Origin of the sequence: Cellvibrio sp. (assembly GCF_039207905.1) — a bacterium.
Classification (GTDB): Bacteria; Pseudomonadota; Gammaproteobacteria; order Pseudomonadales; family Cellvibrionaceae; genus Cellvibrio.
In genome coordinates, this window is record NZ_JBCECX010000014.1 from 56,520 (window position 1) to 76,733 (window position 20,214).

14 protein-coding genes are annotated in these 20,214 nt (G+C 44.3%); 4 read left to right on the top strand and 10 right to left on the bottom strand.

The annotated features are described in order from the left end of the window. Positions 1 to 7: 7 nt before the first annotated feature. From AAGC78_RS10440 to glgC, 4 genes are all read right to left on the bottom strand, one after another. On the bottom strand, positions 8 to 370 hold the full coding sequence (locus AAGC78_RS10440; protein ID WP_435784020.1) for a hypothetical protein: 363 nt from the start codon (positions 368 to 370) through the stop codon (positions 8 to 10). A 37-nt stretch (positions 371 to 407) separates the two neighbouring features. Continuing rightward, a complete protein-coding gene (gene malQ / locus AAGC78_RS10445) occupies positions 408 to 1,928 on the bottom strand; it encodes a 4-alpha-glucanotransferase (protein ID WP_435784021.1) in 1,521 nt (506 codons plus the stop codon). A gap of 84 nt (positions 1,929 to 2,012) precedes the next feature. Beyond that, positions 2,013 to 3,740, bottom strand: coding sequence for a glycoside hydrolase (locus AAGC78_RS10450; RefSeq protein ID WP_435784022.1), 1,728 nt, complete (start codon positions 3,738 to 3,740; stop codon positions 2,013 to 2,015). After that, the gene (gene glgC, locus AAGC78_RS10455; RefSeq protein ID WP_435784023.1) at positions 3,733 to 4,998 is read right to left on the bottom strand and encodes a glucose-1-phosphate adenylyltransferase; all 1,266 of its coding nucleotides are present in this window, start codon (positions 4,996 to 4,998) and stop codon (positions 3,733 to 3,735) included. The genes AAGC78_RS10450 and glgC overlap by 8 nt, the downstream gene beginning before the upstream one ends. A gap of 381 nt (positions 4,999 to 5,379) precedes the next feature. Here glgC and glgB point away from each other — a divergent pair, with 381 nt between their 5' ends. Beyond that, positions 5,380 to 7,587: a 1,4-alpha-glucan branching protein GlgB gene (glgB, locus tag AAGC78_RS10460; protein ID WP_435784024.1), complete on the top strand. Its 2,208-nt coding sequence runs from the start codon at positions 5,380 to 5,382 to the stop codon at positions 7,585 to 7,587. 20 nt (positions 7,588 to 7,607) lie between these two features. After that, positions 7,608 to 9,056: a glycogen synthase GlgA gene (gene glgA / locus AAGC78_RS10465; RefSeq protein WP_435784025.1), complete on the top strand. Its 1,449-nt coding sequence runs from the start codon at positions 7,608 to 7,610 to the stop codon at positions 9,054 to 9,056. A gap of 44 nt (positions 9,057 to 9,100) precedes the next feature. Here glgA and AAGC78_RS10470 read toward each other — a convergent pair whose 3' ends face one another. The 5 genes from AAGC78_RS10470 to AAGC78_RS10490 are packed head-to-tail and all read right to left on the bottom strand — an operon-like array spanning position 9,101 to position 16,322. Next, positions 9,101 to 10,714, bottom strand: coding sequence for an ABC transporter ATP-binding protein (locus tag AAGC78_RS10470; RefSeq protein WP_435784026.1), 1,614 nt, complete (start codon positions 10,712 to 10,714; stop codon positions 9,101 to 9,103). Positions 10,715 to 10,717: 3 nt separating this feature from the next. After that, a complete protein-coding gene (locus AAGC78_RS10475; protein WP_435784027.1) occupies positions 10,718 to 11,608 on the bottom strand; it encodes an ABC transporter permease in 891 nt (296 codons plus the stop codon). Positions 11,609 to 11,611: 3 nt separating this feature from the next. Next, the gene (locus tag AAGC78_RS10480) at positions 11,612 to 12,547 is read right to left on the bottom strand and encodes an ABC transporter permease (RefSeq protein WP_435784028.1); all 936 of its coding nucleotides are present in this window, start codon (positions 12,545 to 12,547) and stop codon (positions 11,612 to 11,614) included. A 3-nt stretch (positions 12,548 to 12,550) separates the two neighbouring features. Beyond that, positions 12,551 to 14,188 carry a peptide ABC transporter substrate-binding protein gene (locus tag AAGC78_RS10485; RefSeq protein ID WP_435784029.1) on the bottom strand — a complete coding sequence of 546 codons (1,638 nt, stop codon included), beginning with the start codon at positions 14,186 to 14,188 and terminating at the stop codon, positions 12,551 to 12,553. A gap of 31 nt (positions 14,189 to 14,219) precedes the next feature. Then, entirely contained in the window at positions 14,220 to 16,322 is a 2,103-nt protein-coding gene (locus tag AAGC78_RS10490) for a M3 family metallopeptidase (RefSeq protein WP_435784030.1), read from the bottom strand. A 273-nt stretch (positions 16,323 to 16,595) separates the two neighbouring features. Here AAGC78_RS10490 and AAGC78_RS10495 point away from each other — a divergent pair, with 273 nt between their 5' ends. Continuing rightward, positions 16,596 to 17,213: a histidine kinase gene (locus AAGC78_RS10495; RefSeq protein ID WP_435784031.1), complete on the top strand. Its 618-nt coding sequence runs from the start codon at positions 16,596 to 16,598 to the stop codon at positions 17,211 to 17,213. A gap of 14 nt (positions 17,214 to 17,227) precedes the next feature. After that, on the top strand, positions 17,228 to 18,193 hold the full coding sequence (locus AAGC78_RS10500) for a sensor domain-containing diguanylate cyclase (protein WP_435784032.1): 966 nt from the start codon (positions 17,228 to 17,230) through the stop codon (positions 18,191 to 18,193). Positions 18,194 to 18,249: 56 nt separating this feature from the next. Here the strand turns inward: AAGC78_RS10500 and AAGC78_RS10505 are convergent, their stop codons facing one another. Continuing rightward, complete coding sequence (locus AAGC78_RS10505) at positions 18,250 to 20,118, bottom strand: SurA N-terminal domain-containing protein (protein WP_435784033.1); 1,869 nt, start codon at positions 20,116 to 20,118, stop codon at positions 18,250 to 18,252. Between the last annotated feature and the right edge of the window lie 96 nt (positions 20,119 to 20,214).

The following is a 20,214-nucleotide window of genomic DNA, read 5'->3' on the forward strand; positions in this document are numbered from 1 at the left end:
TGTGTCTTCAGGCATTTGCCACCATATCAAACAATTCGCTTTCTTGTGGTGTCTCTGGTGATGCTTGAAGCATTTCTATCAATTGGTCGCCAGCTTCTTCAGTTAATGTATCCAGCTCGACACCAAATCCATGATCTGCAGTATGGATAACTATTGAGTCAAACCGGTAACGCTGTAACTTTTGTGCGCCGCGATGAACCAGAATTTCTATCCCTAATTGCTGCAGCGGCCTTACATCTACCAAATCTGATTGAATAAACAGACCGTGTCGCGTTCCATTTTTAATGCGGCCGATTGCCACAGGAACGTCATAACGATAAATCAGAATTTTAATATCGGCTGTGTGGCGCGAGCTGCATCTATGTTCCATAGTGGTTCCTGCAATACGTTGAGTGATTAAAGTTCTATCAATGCTGTTCCACGCGATGATAGGCTCTTAACAATTGCCGAATACGATCAGCAAGTGTGGGTTCAACTTGATCCCACGAAAACGTCCACACCCAATTTTTATCCGTTGTTCCGGGCATATTCATCCTGTGCCCTCCATCCAGCTCCAAAAAGTCTTGCATGGGAATGATTGCCATGCGCCCTACCGATGCCAATGCCGCTTCAATCAATAACCAAGGCACATCATCAGTAGAGTTAAAACAATATTGCTTAAGTTGTTGGCGATTCGCATCACTCAAGGTGTCATACCAACCGACGGTAGTGTCGTTGTCGTGAGTTCCTGTATAGATCACATCGCTGCGTGTGTGGTTGTGCGGCAAATGTGGATTGTTGGTGTTGCCATCAAATGCAAATTGCAGCACCAGCATTCCGGGCAATTCAAATTGGTTGCGCAGCGCTTCCACTTCATCAGTGATCACCCCGAGGTTTTCTGCAACTAACGGCAGCCCTGGGTACGCATCAAAACATGCTTTTAAAAATGCCTCACCTGGAGCCTTGACCCATTTACCTAAACGGGCATCGTGGCTATTGCCCGGAATTTCCCAATAGGCTTCAAATCCACGGAAATGATCTATTCGAATCAAATCAAACAATTGCAATTGCGTACGTAACCGCGCTAACCACCACTGAAAACCGTCGGCTTGCATCGCATCCCACGCGTAGTGAGGATTGCCCCAATGCTGTCCTGTCTCAGAGAAATAATCCGGTGGAACACCAGCAACAGTTAGTGGATTGCCCTCTTCGTCCAACTGAAAATAATGTTGTTGCGCCCAGACATCAGCACTGTCATGCCCAACGAATATAGGCATATCACCAAACAAATAGATGCCCTTTTGATTGGCATATTTTTTTAGTGCTTGCCATTGGGTAAAAAAAGCAAACTGTTCAAATAAAACGAAATCTATTTTTACTTTAAGTTGTTCACGGCTTTTCTTTAGTGCTGCTTGATCGTGAGCGCGCAATTCCTTCGGCCAAGAAACCCAGGATGCACCTTTGAATTCCGACCGAAGCGCACAGAACAGCGCGAAATCATCTAACCAGTAATGTTGTTGTGAACAAAAAGTCTGAAATAGTTCGCGAGTTTCTGTGCCTTTGTCGCTTTCCAAATACTTGAAAAATGAAAGCGCGCACTGTTGATGAGCGTCACCTAAGGATTGCTCACCAACTAGTTGCACATCCTCAGCATTAATCCAACCTTTTTCCAATAACCAATCAAGGCTTATCAGATTAGGATTACCTGCATGGGCAGAAATGGATTGATAAGGAGACATATCGGCTTGTGTTGGCCCCGTCGGGAGCATTTGCCAAATCGTCAGCCCAGCTTGTGCAATCAGATCTATAAAATAATAGGCGTCTTTTCCTAAAGTGCCGAATGCATTTTTACTATTTTTTCCCCAGCATGATTCTGAGCAAGGTAGAGAGGTTGGATGCAACAAAACACCAGCTGTGCGTCGTTGAAATAACGGTGATTTGTCTGCCATTAATGCCCTTCCCTTTTTACGCGTTACAAAAAACAGATGCGGATATTTCTAAACATAATAATTGCAAAAATGAAACTGCACTTATCAGTTTGCGTGACCTTGGCGCATTACTCCGCCTGTAGCAGGATCGCCGCCACCAACACTTATCACTTGATGCAAATAAGCAGGCGCTGGTTGTTCAATAAGCGAATACAAATTGAGTAAGTGGCGACGGAACAAATATTCAAAGTCACTAACACTTTGCGCCGGATTGTAATCACCAAACCACCAAAACCAGTCTGACCCTTCACAAAGCGCCAGCTGTTTTTCGATTTGCGTCAATTGTGCAGCAGAGAAACTGCGTTTACTCAGCGCATGGTCTACTTGTTGTTTTGCATCACACAACATATCCCATCCGCGATTTTTATCTTTGTCGCCAATCCAGGTTGAAAAGCTTCCATACACCCAACTACCAGCAACCAGGTGTGGCATCGTTACCGGAGTTGGTTGCTGGTTATCAATAACTTCACTGTAAGTTGATAGTTCCAACTGTGGATGTGTGGTTAAGCGTTCATACAAGTTGTGCAAAAAGTGGTAGGCATTTTCGGGAAAATATTCCCACGCATTTTCACCGTCCATAATGACGGAGATAACAGTATTTTTTGGGTCTTTGCTCGCATTGGCGATGTTGACCATGTGATTGATTAAATCACCAACTGCATCGTCAGAATGCCATGTGGCATATTTAAAACCGATGAGGTCAGATAACCCATCATCACGAAAAAAGGTGTTGATCTTAACGTTGGCAAATTCGTATGCGCGATGGAGTGACTGATTATCGGCTTTTATTTGCTGGGCAACAGCGTGATTTTCGCTGGCGCGAAGACTGTTATGTAAAACAGAATCACCTGTTGCAGCCCAATCAAACTTGGCTTCTTGGAGCAATCTTAATGTTTCATCACTGAGTGAGCCTTCAGATGCCCAACAACCACGCGGACGTTTACCAAAATATTGCTCAAATGTTTTGAAGCCTTCGTTCAGATGCCATTTGGCGCGATTGCGCCCATCGGGGTAAAAAGCAGCATTGGGCAAGCTCACATCAGGCATTGCCTCTTTGGCGCTATTTAAGTCGATAAGCAAGGGGACTATTGGGTGCGCGTATGGACTCATACACAATTCAATCTGGCCCGACTCTGCGAGTTTGTGGTAACGGGGGCCAATTGATGCAACCAGCTCACCGATTATTTGCAACAACTCACGGCGATCATCAAACGTATAATTACGTTCTTTGTTCTGCAACTTTTGAATTCGCTCATCACTGCGGCGAGGAATTTCGGCCATCCAACTCAGGTGATACCACATACCCAAGTCAATCAAAAACTGTTCATTCAGATAGCGACTGATGAATGGTTTTTCATCAAATGTACCTACTATATTGGCGAGTTCTTGATATACGGGAAAACGATTAATCATTCGCTCTTGATTGGCGCGCAGATATTTTTTAGCAAGATCGGTGAATGCCATAGTGCCAGGTGCTGGCAAAATGGGTTCGACCAGCGACGCTAAAACGGCGTCTTTAATTTTGCTGCCGTCTTTTAAATGCGCAGCAACTTGCTGCGCATAGTCATCCAATTGTTCAAGCAGAATCGGCGCAAAATTCACCACTGCTTTTGCAGCTGGCTGCGCCTCTATGTGCGCAGCCATATCAACATAATCTTTAATGGCGTGAAGGTAAGTCCAGGGGAAATAATATTCGCCCGTTACAATATCGCGATAATCGGGCTGATGCATATGCCAAAGAAAAACAACCTTCGTTTTGCCATTATTAACCATTGACTTCATCCTGTCCTAACATGTCGGGAGTAACCAGCACTACACCTTTTGGTGATACGTGGAAGCGTTTTTTATCGGCTTCGAGATCGTAACCAATGACGGTGCCCTCAGGAATTTTGCAGCGGCGATCAATCAGCGCTTTGCGAATCTTGCAGCGACGCCCTACTTCTACACTAGGGAATAAAACTGAATCTTCAATTTCGCAATACGAATGGACGCGCACTCGCGGAAACAGCAGAGAGTGTTTAATTGCCGAACCGGAAATAATGCAGCCACCTGCAATTAAAGAATCAACTGCATATCCGCGACGGCCTTCATCGTTAAACACAAATTTAGCCGGCGCTACTTGCTCTTGATAAGTCCAAATTGGCCAGGCGGCGTCGTATAAATCCAATTCTGGAGTAATGCCCGTTAATTCAAGGTTTGCTTCCCACAGTGAGTCCACGGTACCCACGTCACGCCAATAAGCGTCGCCACCAGAGACCGGATCGCGGAATGGGAATGCATTGACACGGTGGGTTTTAATCATTGATGGGATGATATCTTTACCAAAATCATGCGATGAATTTGGATTGTCGCGATCTTTTAATAATTCGCGGAACAAGGCTTTAGTGCTGAAAACATAGATGCCCATCGAGGCCAATGCTTTGTCTGGTTTACCAATCATCGGTTCCGGATTTGCAGGCTTCTCTGTGAATTTTACAATTCGATGCTCTTTATCTATGTCCATCACACCAAATGCATGTGCAATTTCAAGCGGAACTTCAATACAACCTACAGTGATATCTGCGCCACGTTCAACGTGAGCAGCGATCATAGTGCCGTAGTCCATTTTATAAACATGGTCACCCGCAAGGATTAATACGTACTCGGGATTGTGGCGACGAATGATGTCGATATTTTGTAATACCGCATCTGCAGTGCCTGCATACCATGATTCACTCAGGCGTTGTTGTGCTGGCAATAATTCTACGAACTCACCTAACTCACCGCCGAGGAATCCCCAGCCGCGCTGTACATGGCGATCGAGTGAGTGAGATTTGTATTGGGTTAACACGCTGATGCGGCGAATGCCGGAGTTGACGCAATTGGAGAGAGGGAAATCGATAATGCGGAATTTACCACCGAAATGCACTGCAGGTTTTGCTCGCCAGTCTGTTAACTGATGCAACCGGGAACCACGCCCGCCTGCAAGAATTACCGCTAAAGTTTCCCGCGTAAGACGACTAACAAAACGCCCCGATGTTGGTGTACTCATTAATACGTATTCCTTATGGCTATTGTGTCTGAACTGTGAATTTTGTGTTACAGCGCTATGACCAGTGTAAGAGCAATATCAGTGCCAATAAATTGATTTGACTCAAACCCGAGCAGAACACAAAAATTTTATGGTGCATTTAATATCGCAAACCTGCTCAATTTAAATGCAAAGTTAATTGTAGCTACAAGTTTGGCATTGAATCTGCAAATGTGTTTTATAGATGTCATTTTTTTGCAAAAAAATGGTGCATCAAATGAAATCAATAATGGCTAAGCTAGTAGAGCCGAATCGTATGACGATTTTATGTAGCCCAAAATCGGGCATAATCGTAAATATGCAAAATCAAGTGCCACAATAATCACTCCAGGAACCGATTGAATGTTGAATGTGAAGCAGGACAACCCTTTATCTCACGCGATGTTGCGCATAGTTACCGCCACTCACCATGATCCTTTTGAAGTACTCGGACGTCATTCATTAGGAGCAAATTCCACCGCTACCGCCGACACATTTGTCCGCGTCTATTTGCCCGGAGCACGCACGGCTAATTTGCTAGTGAACGAACAGCAGCTCCCACTAAACCGTATAGAGGGCACCGATTTCTTTGAATGGAAGGGTTTGGCTGGCCTGCTACCAGATCATTATTTAGTGCAGTGGCATGATCGCCACAATGTGAAGCACACCGAATACGACCCCTACTCCTTTGCACCACAACTGGGCGAAGTCGATATGCATCTGTTTGCAGAGGGTCAACATTGGAACATCTATCAACATTTGGGTGCTCATCCACGCACAGTTGATGGCATTGAAGGCGTTTTGTTTGCTACTTGGGCGCCCAATGCAGAGCGCATCAGTGTCGTTGGCGACTTCAATGATTGGGATGGGCGCCAACATCCATTGCGCGTACGCGGTGGCAGCGGCTTGTGGGAGGTGTTTATACCCGGCATTAAACCCGGCGCACTTTATAAGTTTGAGATTCGCAATCGCGCCACTGGTGCTGTTTTCCTTAAATCAGATCCATACGGCCAAGCCTTTGAGTTGCGCCCGCAAACAGGTTCAATCGTTGAAGCACCATCTCGTTATGAATGGCAGGATGGCGATTGGATGAATCAACGTGCTCATTGGGATTGGCAGTCATCACCCCTATCTGTTTATGAGATGCACTTAGGCTCATGGCGCCGCGGTTGGGCTGGCGAGTTTATGAATTACCGTGAACTCGCCCATCAGGTCGTTGATTACATCAAACCCTTGGGATTCACCCATATAGAAATTTTGCCTGTCAGTGAGCATCCGCTTGATGACTCATGGGGTTACCAAACAACCGGCTATTACGCTCCGACTAGTCGCTTTGGTACACCTGATGACTTCCGTTACTTTGTCGATTACCTACACCGCCACAATATCGGGATTATCCTTGATTGGGTGCCTGCTCACTTTCCTAAAGATGCACATGCCCTCGCCCGCTTTGATGGCTCTGCGCTTTATGAGCATGAAGATCCGCGCTTGGGTGAACATCGCGACTGGGGCACCTTGATATATAACTATGGCCGCAATGAAGTGCGTAACTTTCTGTTGGCGAACGCCTTGTTCTGGCTGAAGGAATATCATCTTGATGGATTGCGTGTCGATGCAGTGGCGTCAATGCTGCACCTGGATTATTCGCGCGAACCCGGTGAGTGGATTCCTAATATTCATGGCGGTAACGAAAACCTGGAAGCGATGACCTTCCTGCAAAAACTGAATGAGGTTTGCCACGGGCAACATCCGGGCGCGCTGGTAATTGCTGAAGAATCGACTGCATGGCCGCAAGTTACTCGTCCGACATGGGTTGGTGGACTAGGCTTTTCTATGAAATGGAACATGGGCTGGATGCACGACTCGCTCGATTACATGAGTAAAGATCCAATCCATCGCCAGTACCATCACAACCAATTAACCTTTGGCATGATGTACGCCTTTACCGAAAACTTTATGTTGCCGTTTTCGCATGATGAAGTGGTGCATGGCAAAGGCAGTATGATCAACAAAATGCCCGGTGACGATTGGCAAAAGTTTGCTAACTTGCGCCTGCTTTACACCTATTTATTTACTTACCCCGGCACAAAATTGCTATTTATGGGGAGCGAGTTTGCACAGTGGAGTGAATGGGCGCAAAGCCGTGCACTGGATTGGAATCTTTTTGATTATGCACCGCACCAAGGTATGCACGCGCTGGTTAAAGATTTGAATCATTGCTACACCAGCATGCCGTCACTTTATCAACGCAATTTTCGCGGTGATGGTTTTGAATGGATTGATTGCCATGACAGCACTCAGTCGATTGTGAGTTACATTCGTAAAAGCGATAACGATTTCAGCATAGTGATTTTAAATTTCACACCGGTAACTCGTAGCAATTATCGTATTGGCATTCCTGTTGCTGGCGCTTATCACGAAGTGTTGAATTCCGACTCAAGTTTTTATGGCGGCAGCAATTGGGGCAACTCCAATCCGATCTATTCGCAGCCTGTGCCTTGGATGAATCACCAACATTCATTGGAAATCAATCTTCCACCTTTAGGTGCTCTGATTTTAAAACTTGCGTAGTTCAGAACGAAGGATCATTCATGCAGAAAATTTTATTTGTAACCAGTGAAGTTTATCCGCTGATCAAAACCGGCGGGCTTGCTGATGTTGCTGCAAGCTTGCCGCGTGCACTGCTAAAACTGGGGCAAGATGTAAAAATTTTGCTTCCCGCTTATGCCAGCGTTTTAGAGAAGGCATCTGAATGCGGAATCAAAGAAGTATCCCGGTTTGAGATCGATGGTTTATCGGTATCGATTAAACAAACTCGCTTGCCGGGGACGCGCGTTACGGTATGGTTGGTCGATATTCCCGAGTTTTTCGGGCGCGAAGGCAATCCCTATTGTGGCCCGGATGGCAACGACTGGTATGACAATCACAAACGATTTTATGCATTCTCGCGAGTGGCAGAATCAATCGCTTTGAATCACGCCAATCTCGACTGGCAACCTACCGTTGTGCATTGCAATGACTGGCAGACCGGTTTGATTCCTGCTCTGCTCTCTTTACAACCCAATCACCCCGCAACTGTTTTTACTATCCACAATCTTGCCTATCGCGGATTATTTTCCTATCAGGCTTTCTCGGAATTAAATTTACCTGCAGGATTTTGGCATCACGAGCGGTTGGAATTTTACGGACAGATGTCATTCATTAAAGGTGGGCTGGGATTTGCGGATTTCATTACAACAGTGAGTCCAACTTATGCGCAGGAAATTCAGCGCCCCGAATTTGGTTGTGGACTAGATGGGTTAATCCGTTATCGAAATGATTCTGTTGCCGGTATTTTAAATGGCATAGATACCGATGAATGGAATCCGGGTACCGACTCCCATCTGACATGCAACTACAATCGGCGTACCCTTGGCAATAAAACCAAAAACAAATTGGCATTGCAGGAAGAGCTTGGACTAACCGTGAGTGCGGATATTCCCCTACTCGGATTTGTAGGGCGCTTGGTAGATCAAAAAGGTGTCGATTTAATTTTGGCGCAAATGAATCAACTGTTGAATCAGGATTGCCAGTTGGTCGTGCTTGGAAGCGGCTTCCCTTACTACGAACAAGCACTTAAAAATATTGCCGAGCAACATCCATCTAAAGTGGCCGTAACTCTGGGTTACAATGAATCTTTTGCACATCGAATAGAAGCAAGTAGTGACATATTTTTAATGCCCTCTATTTTTGAGCCTTGCGGCTTAAATCAAATGTACAGCTTGCGTTATGGTACCTTGCCGATTGTTCATGCAGTGGGTGGTTTGCGAGATACAGTCTTTGAGCAAGCGCCCGATAAGTTGTCTGAACATTCAAATGGTTTTGTGTTTCATGCTGCCAGCGCTGACGAGTTATTCGCTGCAATCCAAAGAGCAATTTCAGTTTTTAAGCAACCGGCTTTGTGGCGGCAATTGCAAATTAATGCAATGACCAAAGATTTTTCGTGGGATAACAGCGCCAAAGAATATCTGGCCATTTATGACAAGATTATTTTGCAATAATCGTCAAAAGAAAAAGGGCAACTTAAGGCCCTTTTTTTTCACTCCTACAGTTTCGGGATAGCAGCCAATAGTTGCTGCGTATATTCCTGCTTGGGGGAAGAAAACAATTCTTCGGTGTTACCCTCTTCAACCAACTTTCCTTTTTGCATAACCACCACGCGATCACACAAATAACGCACGACTGACATGTCGTGTGAAATAAATAGCATCGTTAAATTGTGCTTTTGCGTGAGCTCCAGTAATAGCGCAAGTATCTGTGCCCGAATAGTTACATCCAATGCTGATACAGGTTCGTCCGCAATAATGAGTTTCGGTTTTAACGCAATGGCACGTGCAATTGCGATGCGTTGCCGCTGCCCCCCCGAAAACTCATGAGGGTATTTGCGAATGAACTGTCTATCTAGTCCGACATCATCCATCAGTTCATTAACACGATCTAATACATTGTCACGAGTTGCTACTCCGTGAAATAGAAGCGGCTCTGCCAGTGTATCGAATACTGTCATACGTGGATTCAAAGAGGCATAGGGATCCTGAAAAATCATTTGGATATCGCGACGTACCGGGTTCATATCCCCCAGGGACAGTGCGAGCAGATTATTTCCATTGAAAAGAATTTCTCCCGATTGCGCATGAACCAAGCGAATTACACTTCTACCTAAAGTGGATTTGCCTGAGCCAGACTCACCGACAATTCCCAAAATTTCGCCAGGGTAAACACTGATGCTTACTTCATCTACACCGCGTGCAAACGTTGTTGTACGATTAAAAATGCCACCTGCTTGCGATGCATAACCAACGCGGAGTTGTTTGATCTCTAACAGTGGAGATTCAGTTTCACTTACGGCACTTGGTACAGGTTTCGCTGTTGTCAAAACGGCACTCAGCAGTTTTTTCGTATAGGGTTCAGACGGTGATGTAAATATGGTTTCAGCTCCGCCCTTCTCGACTAACCGCCCCTTTTCCATCACTAAAACATCGTCCGCCATTTGCAAGGCGACACCCAAATCATGCGTGATGAAAATAACAGCGAGATTGTGGCTCTTTTGCAGATTCTTGATAAGCGCAAGAATTTGCGCTTGAACGGTCACATCCAGAGCAGTTGTCGGCTCATCGGCGATCAGTATTTCTGGTTCTGCGAGTAATGCCATCGCGATCATCACACGCTGACGCATACCGCCGGAGAATTGGTGTGGATACTCATTAATTCTTTTTTCTGCATCACTAATTCCGACTTCAACCAGAGAGGCTATAGCTTTTGCGCGGGCACCTTTTTTATCGACTTTTTTGTGCTGTAAAAGAACCTCAATTAATTGATCAGAGATTCTCATATAAGGATTAAGGCAGGTCATTGGATCTTGAAAAATCATTGCGATTTTATTGCCACGCACCTGCTGCAGTTCTCGCTCATCCATTTGCAATAGATCTCTGCCCCGAAACAAGGCGGAACCAGACTCGATTTTACCCGGTGGGGTAGGAATCAGTCCTAATAATGAATAACAAGCAACTGATTTACCTGAACCTGATTCACCTACAATTCCCAATACCTTGCCCGCATGCAGCGAAAATGAGAGGTTTTCTACTGCTACAGTTTGACCGTTACGCGTATTAAAAACGACGCGTAAATTTTCAACGTTTAATAAAGTTTCGCTGTTCATGTCTTAATCCTTGGAGGCTCGGGGATCTAGCGCGTCACGCAAACCATCACCCAAAAAATTAAGCGAGAAAAGAGTGATTGTTAAAACCAATCCAGGGAAAAACAACAGCCAGGGATACTCTTCCATTGTTTCAACCCCGTTTGATATTAGCGACCCCCATGAGCTTGCAGGAGGTTGAATACCTAAACCAAGAAAGCTCAAAAAGGATTCAAGCAAAATAACGCTAGGAATGGTGAGCGTTGTGTAAACAATGACGGGACCGAGCACATTGGGAATTAAATGACGGGAAATGATTCGCCAAGGCGACAGCCCCATAGATACAGCAGCCTCAACAAACTCCTGGCGTTTTATGGTGAGCACTTGCCCGCGAACGATACGCGCCATAGTCAGCCACTCAACTGCTCCTATGGCAAGAAATAGCAGTAACATACTGCTACCAAATACGACGGTTAATAAAATAATAAAGATAGTGAATGGAAGTGCGTAAAGTGCATCAACTGTGCGCATCATAAATGCATCAGTTCTGCCGCCGACAAACCCGGCAATGGCTCCCCATAAAACACCAATGGTTAATGCAACTGCTGTTGCAATAAATCCAACCATTAGTGAAATGCGGCTACCATACATGATTCGGGTTAGTTGATCGCGACCTAAAATATCTGTCCCAAGCCAGTGTTGTGCGGAAGGTGCAGATGCACCTAAAGCGAGATTTTGTTCTTCATAACTATACGGGGCAATCCAAGGCGTAAGTATGGCAATCACTACCAGACCTAAAAGAAAATAAAACCCTATCATAGCCATTCTGTTTTTGCGTAAACGAGCAACTGCATCCTGAGTTAAGGATCGGCCCTTCTCGACATTCGCGATATTTGAGGTGTGGGTAATATTAGACATGACTTATCCCCTCGCCTCCACTTCTTGTCGCAATTTAGGGTTTAACCAGACTTGAATAATGTCGGCCAATAAATTAAACAAAATAATCAGGAAGGCAAAGAAAATGGTGCATCCGAGAATCATGGTGTAGTCGCGGTTAAAAGCAGCCGTCACGTAAAAACGGCCCAAGCCGGGAATTTGGAAAATAGATTCAACAACAAAAGAGCCCGCAAGTAGACCTGCGATCGCAGGTCCTAAAAATGAAATAACGGGAGTGATACCACCACGGAGTGCGTGCACAAAAACAATTCTCGTTGTTGATAGACCTTTTGCTTTTGCCGTTCGAATATAATCTTGCGATAAAATTTCAAGCATCCCTCCTCTGCTAATTCGCGCAATGTAAGCAGCGTATACAGAGCCCAGGGTGATAGATGGAAGAACCTTATCGCCGGCAATTTGCCCCCAACCTGCGACAGGCAGCCACTCCAGCCAGATGCCGAAAAAAAGTAAAAGGATTGGCCCAAGAACAAACGTCGGCATGCAAATACCAATCATTGCAGTGGACATGGGAAGGTAATCAAGTAATGTGTTTCGTTTTAGCGCAGCCACTATACCTGCAGGTAAACCAACAAAAAGCGCGAATAATATTGCGTAAAAAGAAAGCTCCAAGGTTGCAGGAAGGCCAGCCATTATCAATTCAGTAACCGAATGGCTCGCATATTTAAATGAAGGGCCAAAATCTCCCTGCACTAAATTACCCATGTAATCTACATACTGCTTCCAGAGCGGATCATCTAGATGGTAACGCTTATTTAGTTGTGTCATTACCTCTGGTGGTATTGAGCGATCCTTATCAAAGGGGCCTCCTGGCGCGGCTCGAACCATAAAGAACGTGACAGTCGCCACCAGAAGCAAAACCGGAATCGCTTGCAATAAGCGCTTGATTATAAAAAATAACATAATTTACTCAGACACCTTTTTATCGGATTCAAGGTACAAATGTTTGTAGGAGTAATAATCCAATATGTTTTGATGGTATCCCTTCAACTGTGTGGAAACGAGGTTGTTTGTGGTGTAGTTATAAAGCGGAATAAGTGGAACCTCATCTAGCAGAATTGTCTCAGCTTGTTGAAAAGTTTCAAAACGTTCGGCTTTATCTACAATAGTGGCCGCTTTTCTGATCAAATCATCATATTGTTTATTCGACCAGCCTGTTCGGTTGTCGCCACTCATACTCGTCAGTGTTTCCAGGAAGGTGTTAGGATCAATGTAGTCCCCCACCCATCCCATACGTGCAATATTGTGGTTCAAACTTTTTATTTCGTGTAGATAAACCTTCCACTCCTGATTTTTCAGCTGCACATTAATGTTTAGATTTTTCTTCCACATTTGTTGAATTGCTTCGGCGATTTTTCGATGATCTTCCGAGCTATTGAAGGAGAGCGTTATATTGGGGAAGCCTTTGCCTTCCGGATAACCTGCTTCTGCAAGCAGCTCTCGTGCTTTTTGCGGATCGAAAGCTATTTGAGTTCTTGATGTGTAGCCTAATGTGTTCGGAGGGGTTAACGAACCCGTCGGTATTTGCACATTATTAGTAACACTTTCGGTCAATGCTTTACGATCAACGGAATATGCCAAGGCCTTGCGCACTCGAACATCATCTAGCGGTGGCTTGGTTACGTTAAGCACGTAAAAATAGGTGGAGAAGTACGGATAATGATTGTATTCAGGATCATTTCTATCGCGGTATGCTGGCATCTTTGAATAAGGCATCCATTCTGTTCGATGCAAATGATGGGCTTTGAACATACGCTCTTCAACCAACAGTTGGTCAATTGGCATAAAGTGGATTTCGTTCAAGCGAACACTTTTTGCGTCCCAGTAGTGCAGATTTTTTTCAACAATCAGTGATCGTCCGGGAATCCAATCTTTTAATGTAAATGGACCATTCCCAACAAAGTTGCCAACTTTGGACCAAGGATTTGCGGGGTCATCCAATTCGCCAAACTTTTTAATACTTGGAGTATGAACTGGAAATAAGGCTACATAATCGAGCAACTGTAAGAAATAAGGTGTTGGATTTTCCAATTCAATTTTCAGATGATGATCATCCAATGCTTTAAAACCGACCTCGGATACGTCAACTTCCTTGTGATAAAATTTCTCGGCATTTTTGAAAACAAACAGCGCCGTAATTGTTTCGTTACCAAGATTGGGCATCAAACCGCGCAACCAACTATTTACAAAATCATGGGCTGTAACTGGATCTCCATTTGACCACTTTGCATCTTCGCGAATATGGAAGGTGTAACTCATATTATCTTCAGATACCTCCCAGCTATCAGCTACTGCTGGAACCACCTCAAGTGTTTTAGGATCTTTAGCAACTAACCCCTCAAAAACTGCAGCAATAATACGGGCTTCTGGCATCCCATTAGTGCCATGAGGGTCAACCCCTGTAACGTCCGTTCCATTGCCGTAATAAAGTATTTGCTGCTCTGTACCCAAATCCACCAGCGTTTTTCGGTCACATGCAGATAACCCCAGTAAAAAAACTAATGGTAAAAAAACAGACAGAAAAAATTTCGGTTTGAAATTCACCGAGAATATCTTGGTTCTACTGGACAGCATTCTAGTGCTTCTCCGCCAAATCATTAGCAAATGCCTCGAAATTATAGGGGCGGCCGAGGAAGTCCCGCACCAAATCCGCCGCGTCTTTTTTCCCGCCAGGCTCAAGCACCGTTTTACGATAGTGATGAGCAACCTCAGGATTGCGTAGGCCTTTTTTAGCAAACTCGCTGTGCATATCTGCGGCGATTACAAGGGACCACATATAGGTGTAATAAATTGAAGAATAACCGTTTAAATGACCAAAACTTGCGTAAAAATAAGTGTCATCAACGTAACCGAATGGAGAATAAGTTGATTGGATATTTTCCATCACTTGATCAAGCTCCATTGACGCAGGGTTTTGGTTATAAACACCTAAAGATAGAGCAGCGTAGAATAATTGGTGTTTGGTCCACATCGCTTTTCCGAAGTCACGACCGGCGACCATTTTTTTAACCAGGGAGGGAGGAATTACTTCACCTTTATCATTTCGCGCGAAGCTTGCTAAGGTTTGTGCATCCCACACCCACTCCTCCAGCATTTGAGATGGAGCCTCCACAAAGTCCCATTCATTTTTTATACCAGAGAAATACATCCAGCGTTGATCTGTGCCCGCGAAAATATTGTGTAACAGATGCCCAAACTCATGTAAAAAGGTTTCAACATCAGTATGCTCCATTAAGCCTGAGCTGCCATCGCCGCCGGGGAAATTGCATACTAATGCTGCTTCAGGTAATTGCAATCCATTAATACCATTGATAACAGTAAACTCGGCCGCGTGCTTGTATTTTCCATCGCGTGGGTGCATGTCCAAGTAGAACCGACCAATGACTTTATCGCCGTCAAAAATTTGGTAGGCTTTCACTGATTCATGCCAAACCTTGGCGTCCCAAGGTTTAATCGTTATGCCAAACATCGTTTGTGTTAAATCAAATATCCCTTTGCGAACATTTTCATAATGGAAGTACTGCCTAACCTCTTGCGCATTTACTTGATATCGCTCTTTCTTGACTAAGTCTTCGAGATAGATTTTTTGCCAATCAGCTACTTTTGTTGCCTTTGGGTCAATCTTCTTCAAGCGTTTTAATAATTGATTGTATTCAACTTGCGCGCGTGGTGTGGCAACATTTGAAACCTTATCAATAAAAGTTTGAGCATTTTCTGGAGAACCAATCATTTTGTCTTCAGTTACAAATGCAGCATAATTTTTATAGCCCAGAAGGTTGGCCAATTCATGACGCTTGCTAAGTAGTTCGTGAAGGACTTTTTTATTCTCAGGGTAGGCTTGCTGCCTGAATATAATGTAAAACTGCTTACGTAATTCATCGCTTTCGGCATATTGCATAAATGGCATATAGTCTGGATAAGCAGTGGTCAACACAATTTTTCCCTGCTCATTTGGCTTGTGCGCATCAATATAATCTTGCGGTAGACCTTTCAGGTCTGCAGGTGAATTCAGAACTAATTGGCGAGCACCATCGCGGATGTTTTTATCGAATGACTGTCCGATAAGATTTATTTCTTCGTTGAGTTTTTTAATTCGATTGCGTGTGGCCTCATCCTTATCAACACCTGAACGTTTAAAGTCGCGTAGCATATGTTCGACTAACCGCTGATCAAGCGCGTCAAGTGCCGCAACATCTATTTGTTTTATGTGATTATAAAGCGGTCGAGACAAGCTGATTTCACCAATCAATTCCACAAATTTTTGTTCGCACTGTTCAGCGCTTGTACGCAACTCGGAATTTGGATGCACATTGGCATAAAGGCTGGATAAATTCATTTGTCGGTCAAGAATGATATCCATGTTATTGATGGCGTTAAGCAATGTGGATGCCGTATATCTTTTATCGGGTAGCCCAAACTCTGCCAATTGTGCAGACACTACCTGATAGTCTTTTTGGCATTCTTTGATATAAATAGCTGCTTCAGGATCGGTTGGGGATGACTGCCAGCTCGAATCTACGTCAAGGGATGAGTTGCTTGCAGTGGAAGCATCTGATGTGGGTGGTTTTGATGAGCAGCTTACCAACAAGAGGGAAAGAACCAACAGTAAGGCTGCCTGCGGGCACTTGAAATAATGGCTAATTCTGATTCTTTTGTAGACGGTATCAAGGAACGCCATAATTACCCCTGCGTATCAAAAAGTTTAGGTGTCTGAATCCCCTTTTTTAGCTGGGGCAATTGCATGTTAGTACACTTTAACCAGCAAACAAAGCAATCTAAAAAACCATATTTTACATATACTTACCGGTTTAGAATTTGGCGCCTAGATGCTCAATAGCAAGACCTGCGTCACTAACTTGCAGCCTTCCTGCGATGTTTCCCACCAAACTTGCATATTGCTGCTAAGCTTCACTTAAATCCCTTTCGGAATACCTATAACAAGATCTGAACTATGCCAGATTATTTGCTTACCGAAGATCAACGCGATTGCCTTCAGGAAATCACTAATGTTGCCATGGGCCAGGCAGGCTCACATCTGGCGCGCCTACTCGATGTCTTCGTCGTATTATCAATACCTCATGTAAGTGTATTGAACCCCACTGACATAGCTATGGCCTTGCAATCGCTAAACCGTGAGAGCCGCAATGACATAGTTCATGGTGTTTGCCAGGGTTTTATAGGGGGAGGAATTGCGGGTGAGGCAATGCTTATCTTCCATGAAACTGACTTTGATGATCTTGCGAAGCTACTTAAATATGATCGAGTGGCTGATGAGCAAGCACAATACGAACTACTCATGGATACGGCCAATGTGCTAAACGGCGCCTGCTTAAGAGGCTTGGCAGAGCAATTGGACACACATTTCAGTTTTGGCCCTCCCATGCTGTTAGGTCAGCATTGCAACATTACTGATCTTCTGCAAAACAACAACATGAAGTGGAAACAAGCTCTGGTGGTAGAGATTAATTACTCTATTGAAAACCACAAAATTAACTGCGATTTATTGCTGGTAGTTGCAGAGCACTCTATTTTCGGTTTAACCGAAAAACTCAACTACCTACTCGACTAGGTTGAATAACAGCGATGGCAATTAGCGAAGACCTCAACAAGATGCTTAAAGATGTTCATTGGCAAATGGACATTCTGCAAAACATAGATGTAGGCCTGGTGGTAATGAGCCCTGACTACACGATCGAAGTGTGGAATAGCTTCATGCAAAACCACAGCGGCAAGGCTCCTGAAGATGTCCTTAATAAGAGCCTGTTTTCTGTCTTTCCGGAATTATCAGAGCAGTGGTTCAGGCATAAATCCAAGTCTGTTTTTGTTTTGCAAAACACTGCGTTTACAACCTGGGAGCAGCGCCCTTACCTCTTCCGGTTTCCGCATTATCGCCCTATTACGGGTACTGCTGAATACATGTATCAAAACAGCACAATCATCCCATTGGTCGACACTAAGGGCGAGGTTGGGCATATTTGTCTCGTTATTTATGATGTCACTGATTCCGCTGTCAACAAACTAGCTCAGCAGCAAGCCAACAAACAATTACAGAATCTCAGTCGTACAGACCATCTCACCGGCTTATTTAATCGAGGGTACTGGGAGCTACGTTTGATCCAGGAGTTTAAGCGGTTTGATCGCTATGAGCAGCCTTCAAGTTTGATCATGCTTGATATTGATCACTTCAAAAAAATTAATGACAAATATGGCCACACTATCGGAGATGAAGCAATTCGGGGGGTAAGCCGTGCAATTAAAGAGCAGGTGCGAGATCTTGATATTGCGGGGCGTTATGGTGGAGAAGAGTTTGGCATAGTTCTTACCAACACAAACGGTGATGGAGCCTGTGTTTTTGCTGAGCGATTGCGCTCAGCTATCGAACATTTAACGATTTACACTGAAGGCCACGAAATTAAATTCACAGTCAGCTTGGGAATATCTGAGCTAACCAATCAAATTCATGATCATCGAAATTGGATCGAAAAAGCTGATCACGCACTTTATAAATCAAAAGAGTCAGGGCGCAATCGCTGCACTATGCATCCGTAAATTTTAACTCAAATAAAAAAGGCTCCTTTCGGAGCCTTTTTTATTTGCTGAGATATTTACTGTGTAATATCAGCAGCATCTTTCAAAAACTTTTGATAGCTTGAGAAATCATTTTTCCCATAAATACTACCAAGCTGTGCAACTATTGCAGTCTTTTGCTCAGGAGTCACTTTTTCGAAACTCCCTGGAGTGATGGCTCCAACTGCCACTACTGCAAGATCGCCAGTTGAGGTTAACACACTACCAAAAGATGATGTGTTTGCACTTGGCTTGCTCATTGAAAATGCAAAACGTAATACATCAGGATTAATTTCCGCATTACTACGGGTTGCCGCTTCCACACTCTTCAATTCAACTGCAGCAGTTTTGCTCAGCTCAGCAAAATTAGCGCCTGATTTTAAGTCAGCAATCAATTTTGCACCTTGCTCATTCAGCAAAGCCGCGGTCTTTTGATCTTTTAGAGTATTCAATATCTGCTCTTGAACATCAGCAATAGGTTTAACCTGACTTGGCTTGTAGTCGGTCTTTTTCAATACAACTACATTACTTGAGTCGAGCTCTATTGCTTCGCTGCTGCTACCCTCTTGCAAAACTTCTGGGGAAAAAGCTGCCGCAACAACCTTGCTATTAGCCATCAAATCCTTACCCTTGTTGCGCTCGAAAAGACCTGAGTTTTCTACTTTAAGTCCCAACTCTTGTGCAACATCCGCCAAAGAATCTGCGTTATAAGAAAGGTCACGCAATTTTTCTAACTGAGAAACAAACAGTGTTTCTGCCTCGGCGCGCTTTAACTGATCTTCAATACTTGCCTTCTGCTCTTCAAATGAAGGTGGCTCAGATCCTTTCTCTGCTAAAAGCTTGATAAAGTGAGTTCCTGCATCAGTTTTCACTGCACCTGATACCTCGCCCACTTTTAACTTCGCAAGAGCTTGCTCAAACTCGGCTGGGAACGCATCACCTTTGGTGAAGCCCAAATCCCCACCTTGCTCTTTGCTACCCAAGTCATCCGAAAACTCTTTTGCAACAACAGAAAAATCTTCGCCAGCAGCCAGTTTCTTGCTGATAGCTGCAATTTTTTCCTGGCTATCACCTTCTACAAGAATATGTGCAGCTTGACGCTCTGGAGCAGCAACAAATGTCGAAAGATTTTGATCGAATTGTTTACGCACCTGATCATCTGAAATCGAAATATCTTTCATCAGATCAGTAACATTCAAGCTAATGAAATCAACAGCAACCTGCTCTTCACTCGTGAACATTTTTTGATTTGCATCGTAATAAGCTTGTGTTTCGGCGGCATCGATCGCAATTGAATCACGTACTTTTGCTGCTGGAAGCACTGCGTAAGTAATATCGCGAGCCTGAAAACTTAGAGCAACAACATCATTCAGTTGCGCCGGTGTGGCAAACGCAGTTGCACTGATACCTGCTTGCAATTGATTGATCACTAATTCATCGGCCAAAATCTTGGTGTAGGTGCCGTGGGTATATCCCATACTGTTGAGGACTTGTTGGTATCGGCTATTGTCAAATGCACCGGCCTCATTTTTAAACTGTGGGGCACTTGCGATTTGATCATGTATGTAGGCATTGCCAACCAGCATCCCGGAGCCTTTTGCAGCTTGGGACAACACCATACGCTGAACCAAATTTTCAATGACCGGTTTACGCAAGTATTCGTCAGTTAAAAATTCAGCAGGAATTTGATCGCCATAGGTATTTAGCATCTGTTGCTTTTGCACACCTATAGCTCGGGAAACATCCATTTCGGTAACTGTTTCGCCATTTACCTTCGCCGCCTGATTGGCTGACACATCCCAATTAAATAGTGCTTCAACACCCGTAAGGGCAAAAATGATCACCAAAAACCCAATCAAGATAAAAGAGATAACACCTCTGGAATTGTCTCTGAGGTTTTGTAACATTTTAAACTCCTAGCAGGATGAAGATGCCTTGCGCAGATAACTGGCGTTAACAGACAGCTTAATACTTAATTATTCGAGGTTTGATAAGGCGTGCGC

Bases quoted from the DNA above. Each gene is read 5' to 3' on its own strand.
- malQ (WP_435784021.1), bottom strand. From the start codon at position 1,928: ATGGCAGACAAATCACCGTTATTTCAACGACGCACAGCTGGTGTTTTG.
- AAGC78_RS10480 (WP_435784028.1), bottom strand. From the start codon at position 12,547: ATGTTATTTTTTATAATCAAGCGCTTATTGCAAGCGATTCCGGTTTTG.
- glgB (WP_435784024.1), top strand. From the start codon at position 5,380: ATGTTGAATGTGAAGCAGGACAACCCTTTATCTCACGCGATGTTGCGC.
- AAGC78_RS10500 (WP_435784032.1), top strand. From the start codon at position 17,228: ATGGCAATTAGCGAAGACCTCAACAAGATGCTTAAAGATGTTCATTGG.
- AAGC78_RS10470 (WP_435784026.1), bottom strand. From the start codon at position 10,714: ATGAACAGCGAAACTTTATTAAACGTTGAAAATTTACGCGTCGTTTTT.
- AAGC78_RS10450 (WP_435784022.1), bottom strand. From the start codon at position 3,740: ATGGTTAATAATGGCAAAACGAAGGTTGTTTTTCTTTGGCATATGCAT.
- AAGC78_RS10475 (WP_435784027.1), bottom strand. From the start codon at position 11,608: ATGTCTAATATTACCCACACCTCAAATATCGCGAATGTCGAGAAGGGC.
- AAGC78_RS10440 (WP_435784020.1), bottom strand. From the start codon at position 370: ATGGAACATAGATGCAGCTCGCGCCACACAGCCGATATTAAAATTCTG.
- AAGC78_RS10490 (WP_435784030.1), bottom strand. From the start codon at position 16,322: ATGGCGTTCCTTGATACCGTCTACAAAAGAATCAGAATTAGCCATTAT.
- AAGC78_RS10505 (WP_435784033.1), bottom strand. From the start codon at position 20,118: ATGTTACAAAACCTCAGAGACAATTCCAGAGGTGTTATCTCTTTTATC.
- glgA (WP_435784025.1), top strand. From the start codon at position 7,608: ATGCAGAAAATTTTATTTGTAACCAGTGAAGTTTATCCGCTGATCAAA.
- glgC (WP_435784023.1), bottom strand. From the start codon at position 4,998: ATGAGTACACCAACATCGGGGCGTTTTGTTAGTCGTCTTACGCGGGAA.
- AAGC78_RS10495 (WP_435784031.1), top strand. From the start codon at position 16,596: ATGCCAGATTATTTGCTTACCGAAGATCAACGCGATTGCCTTCAGGAA.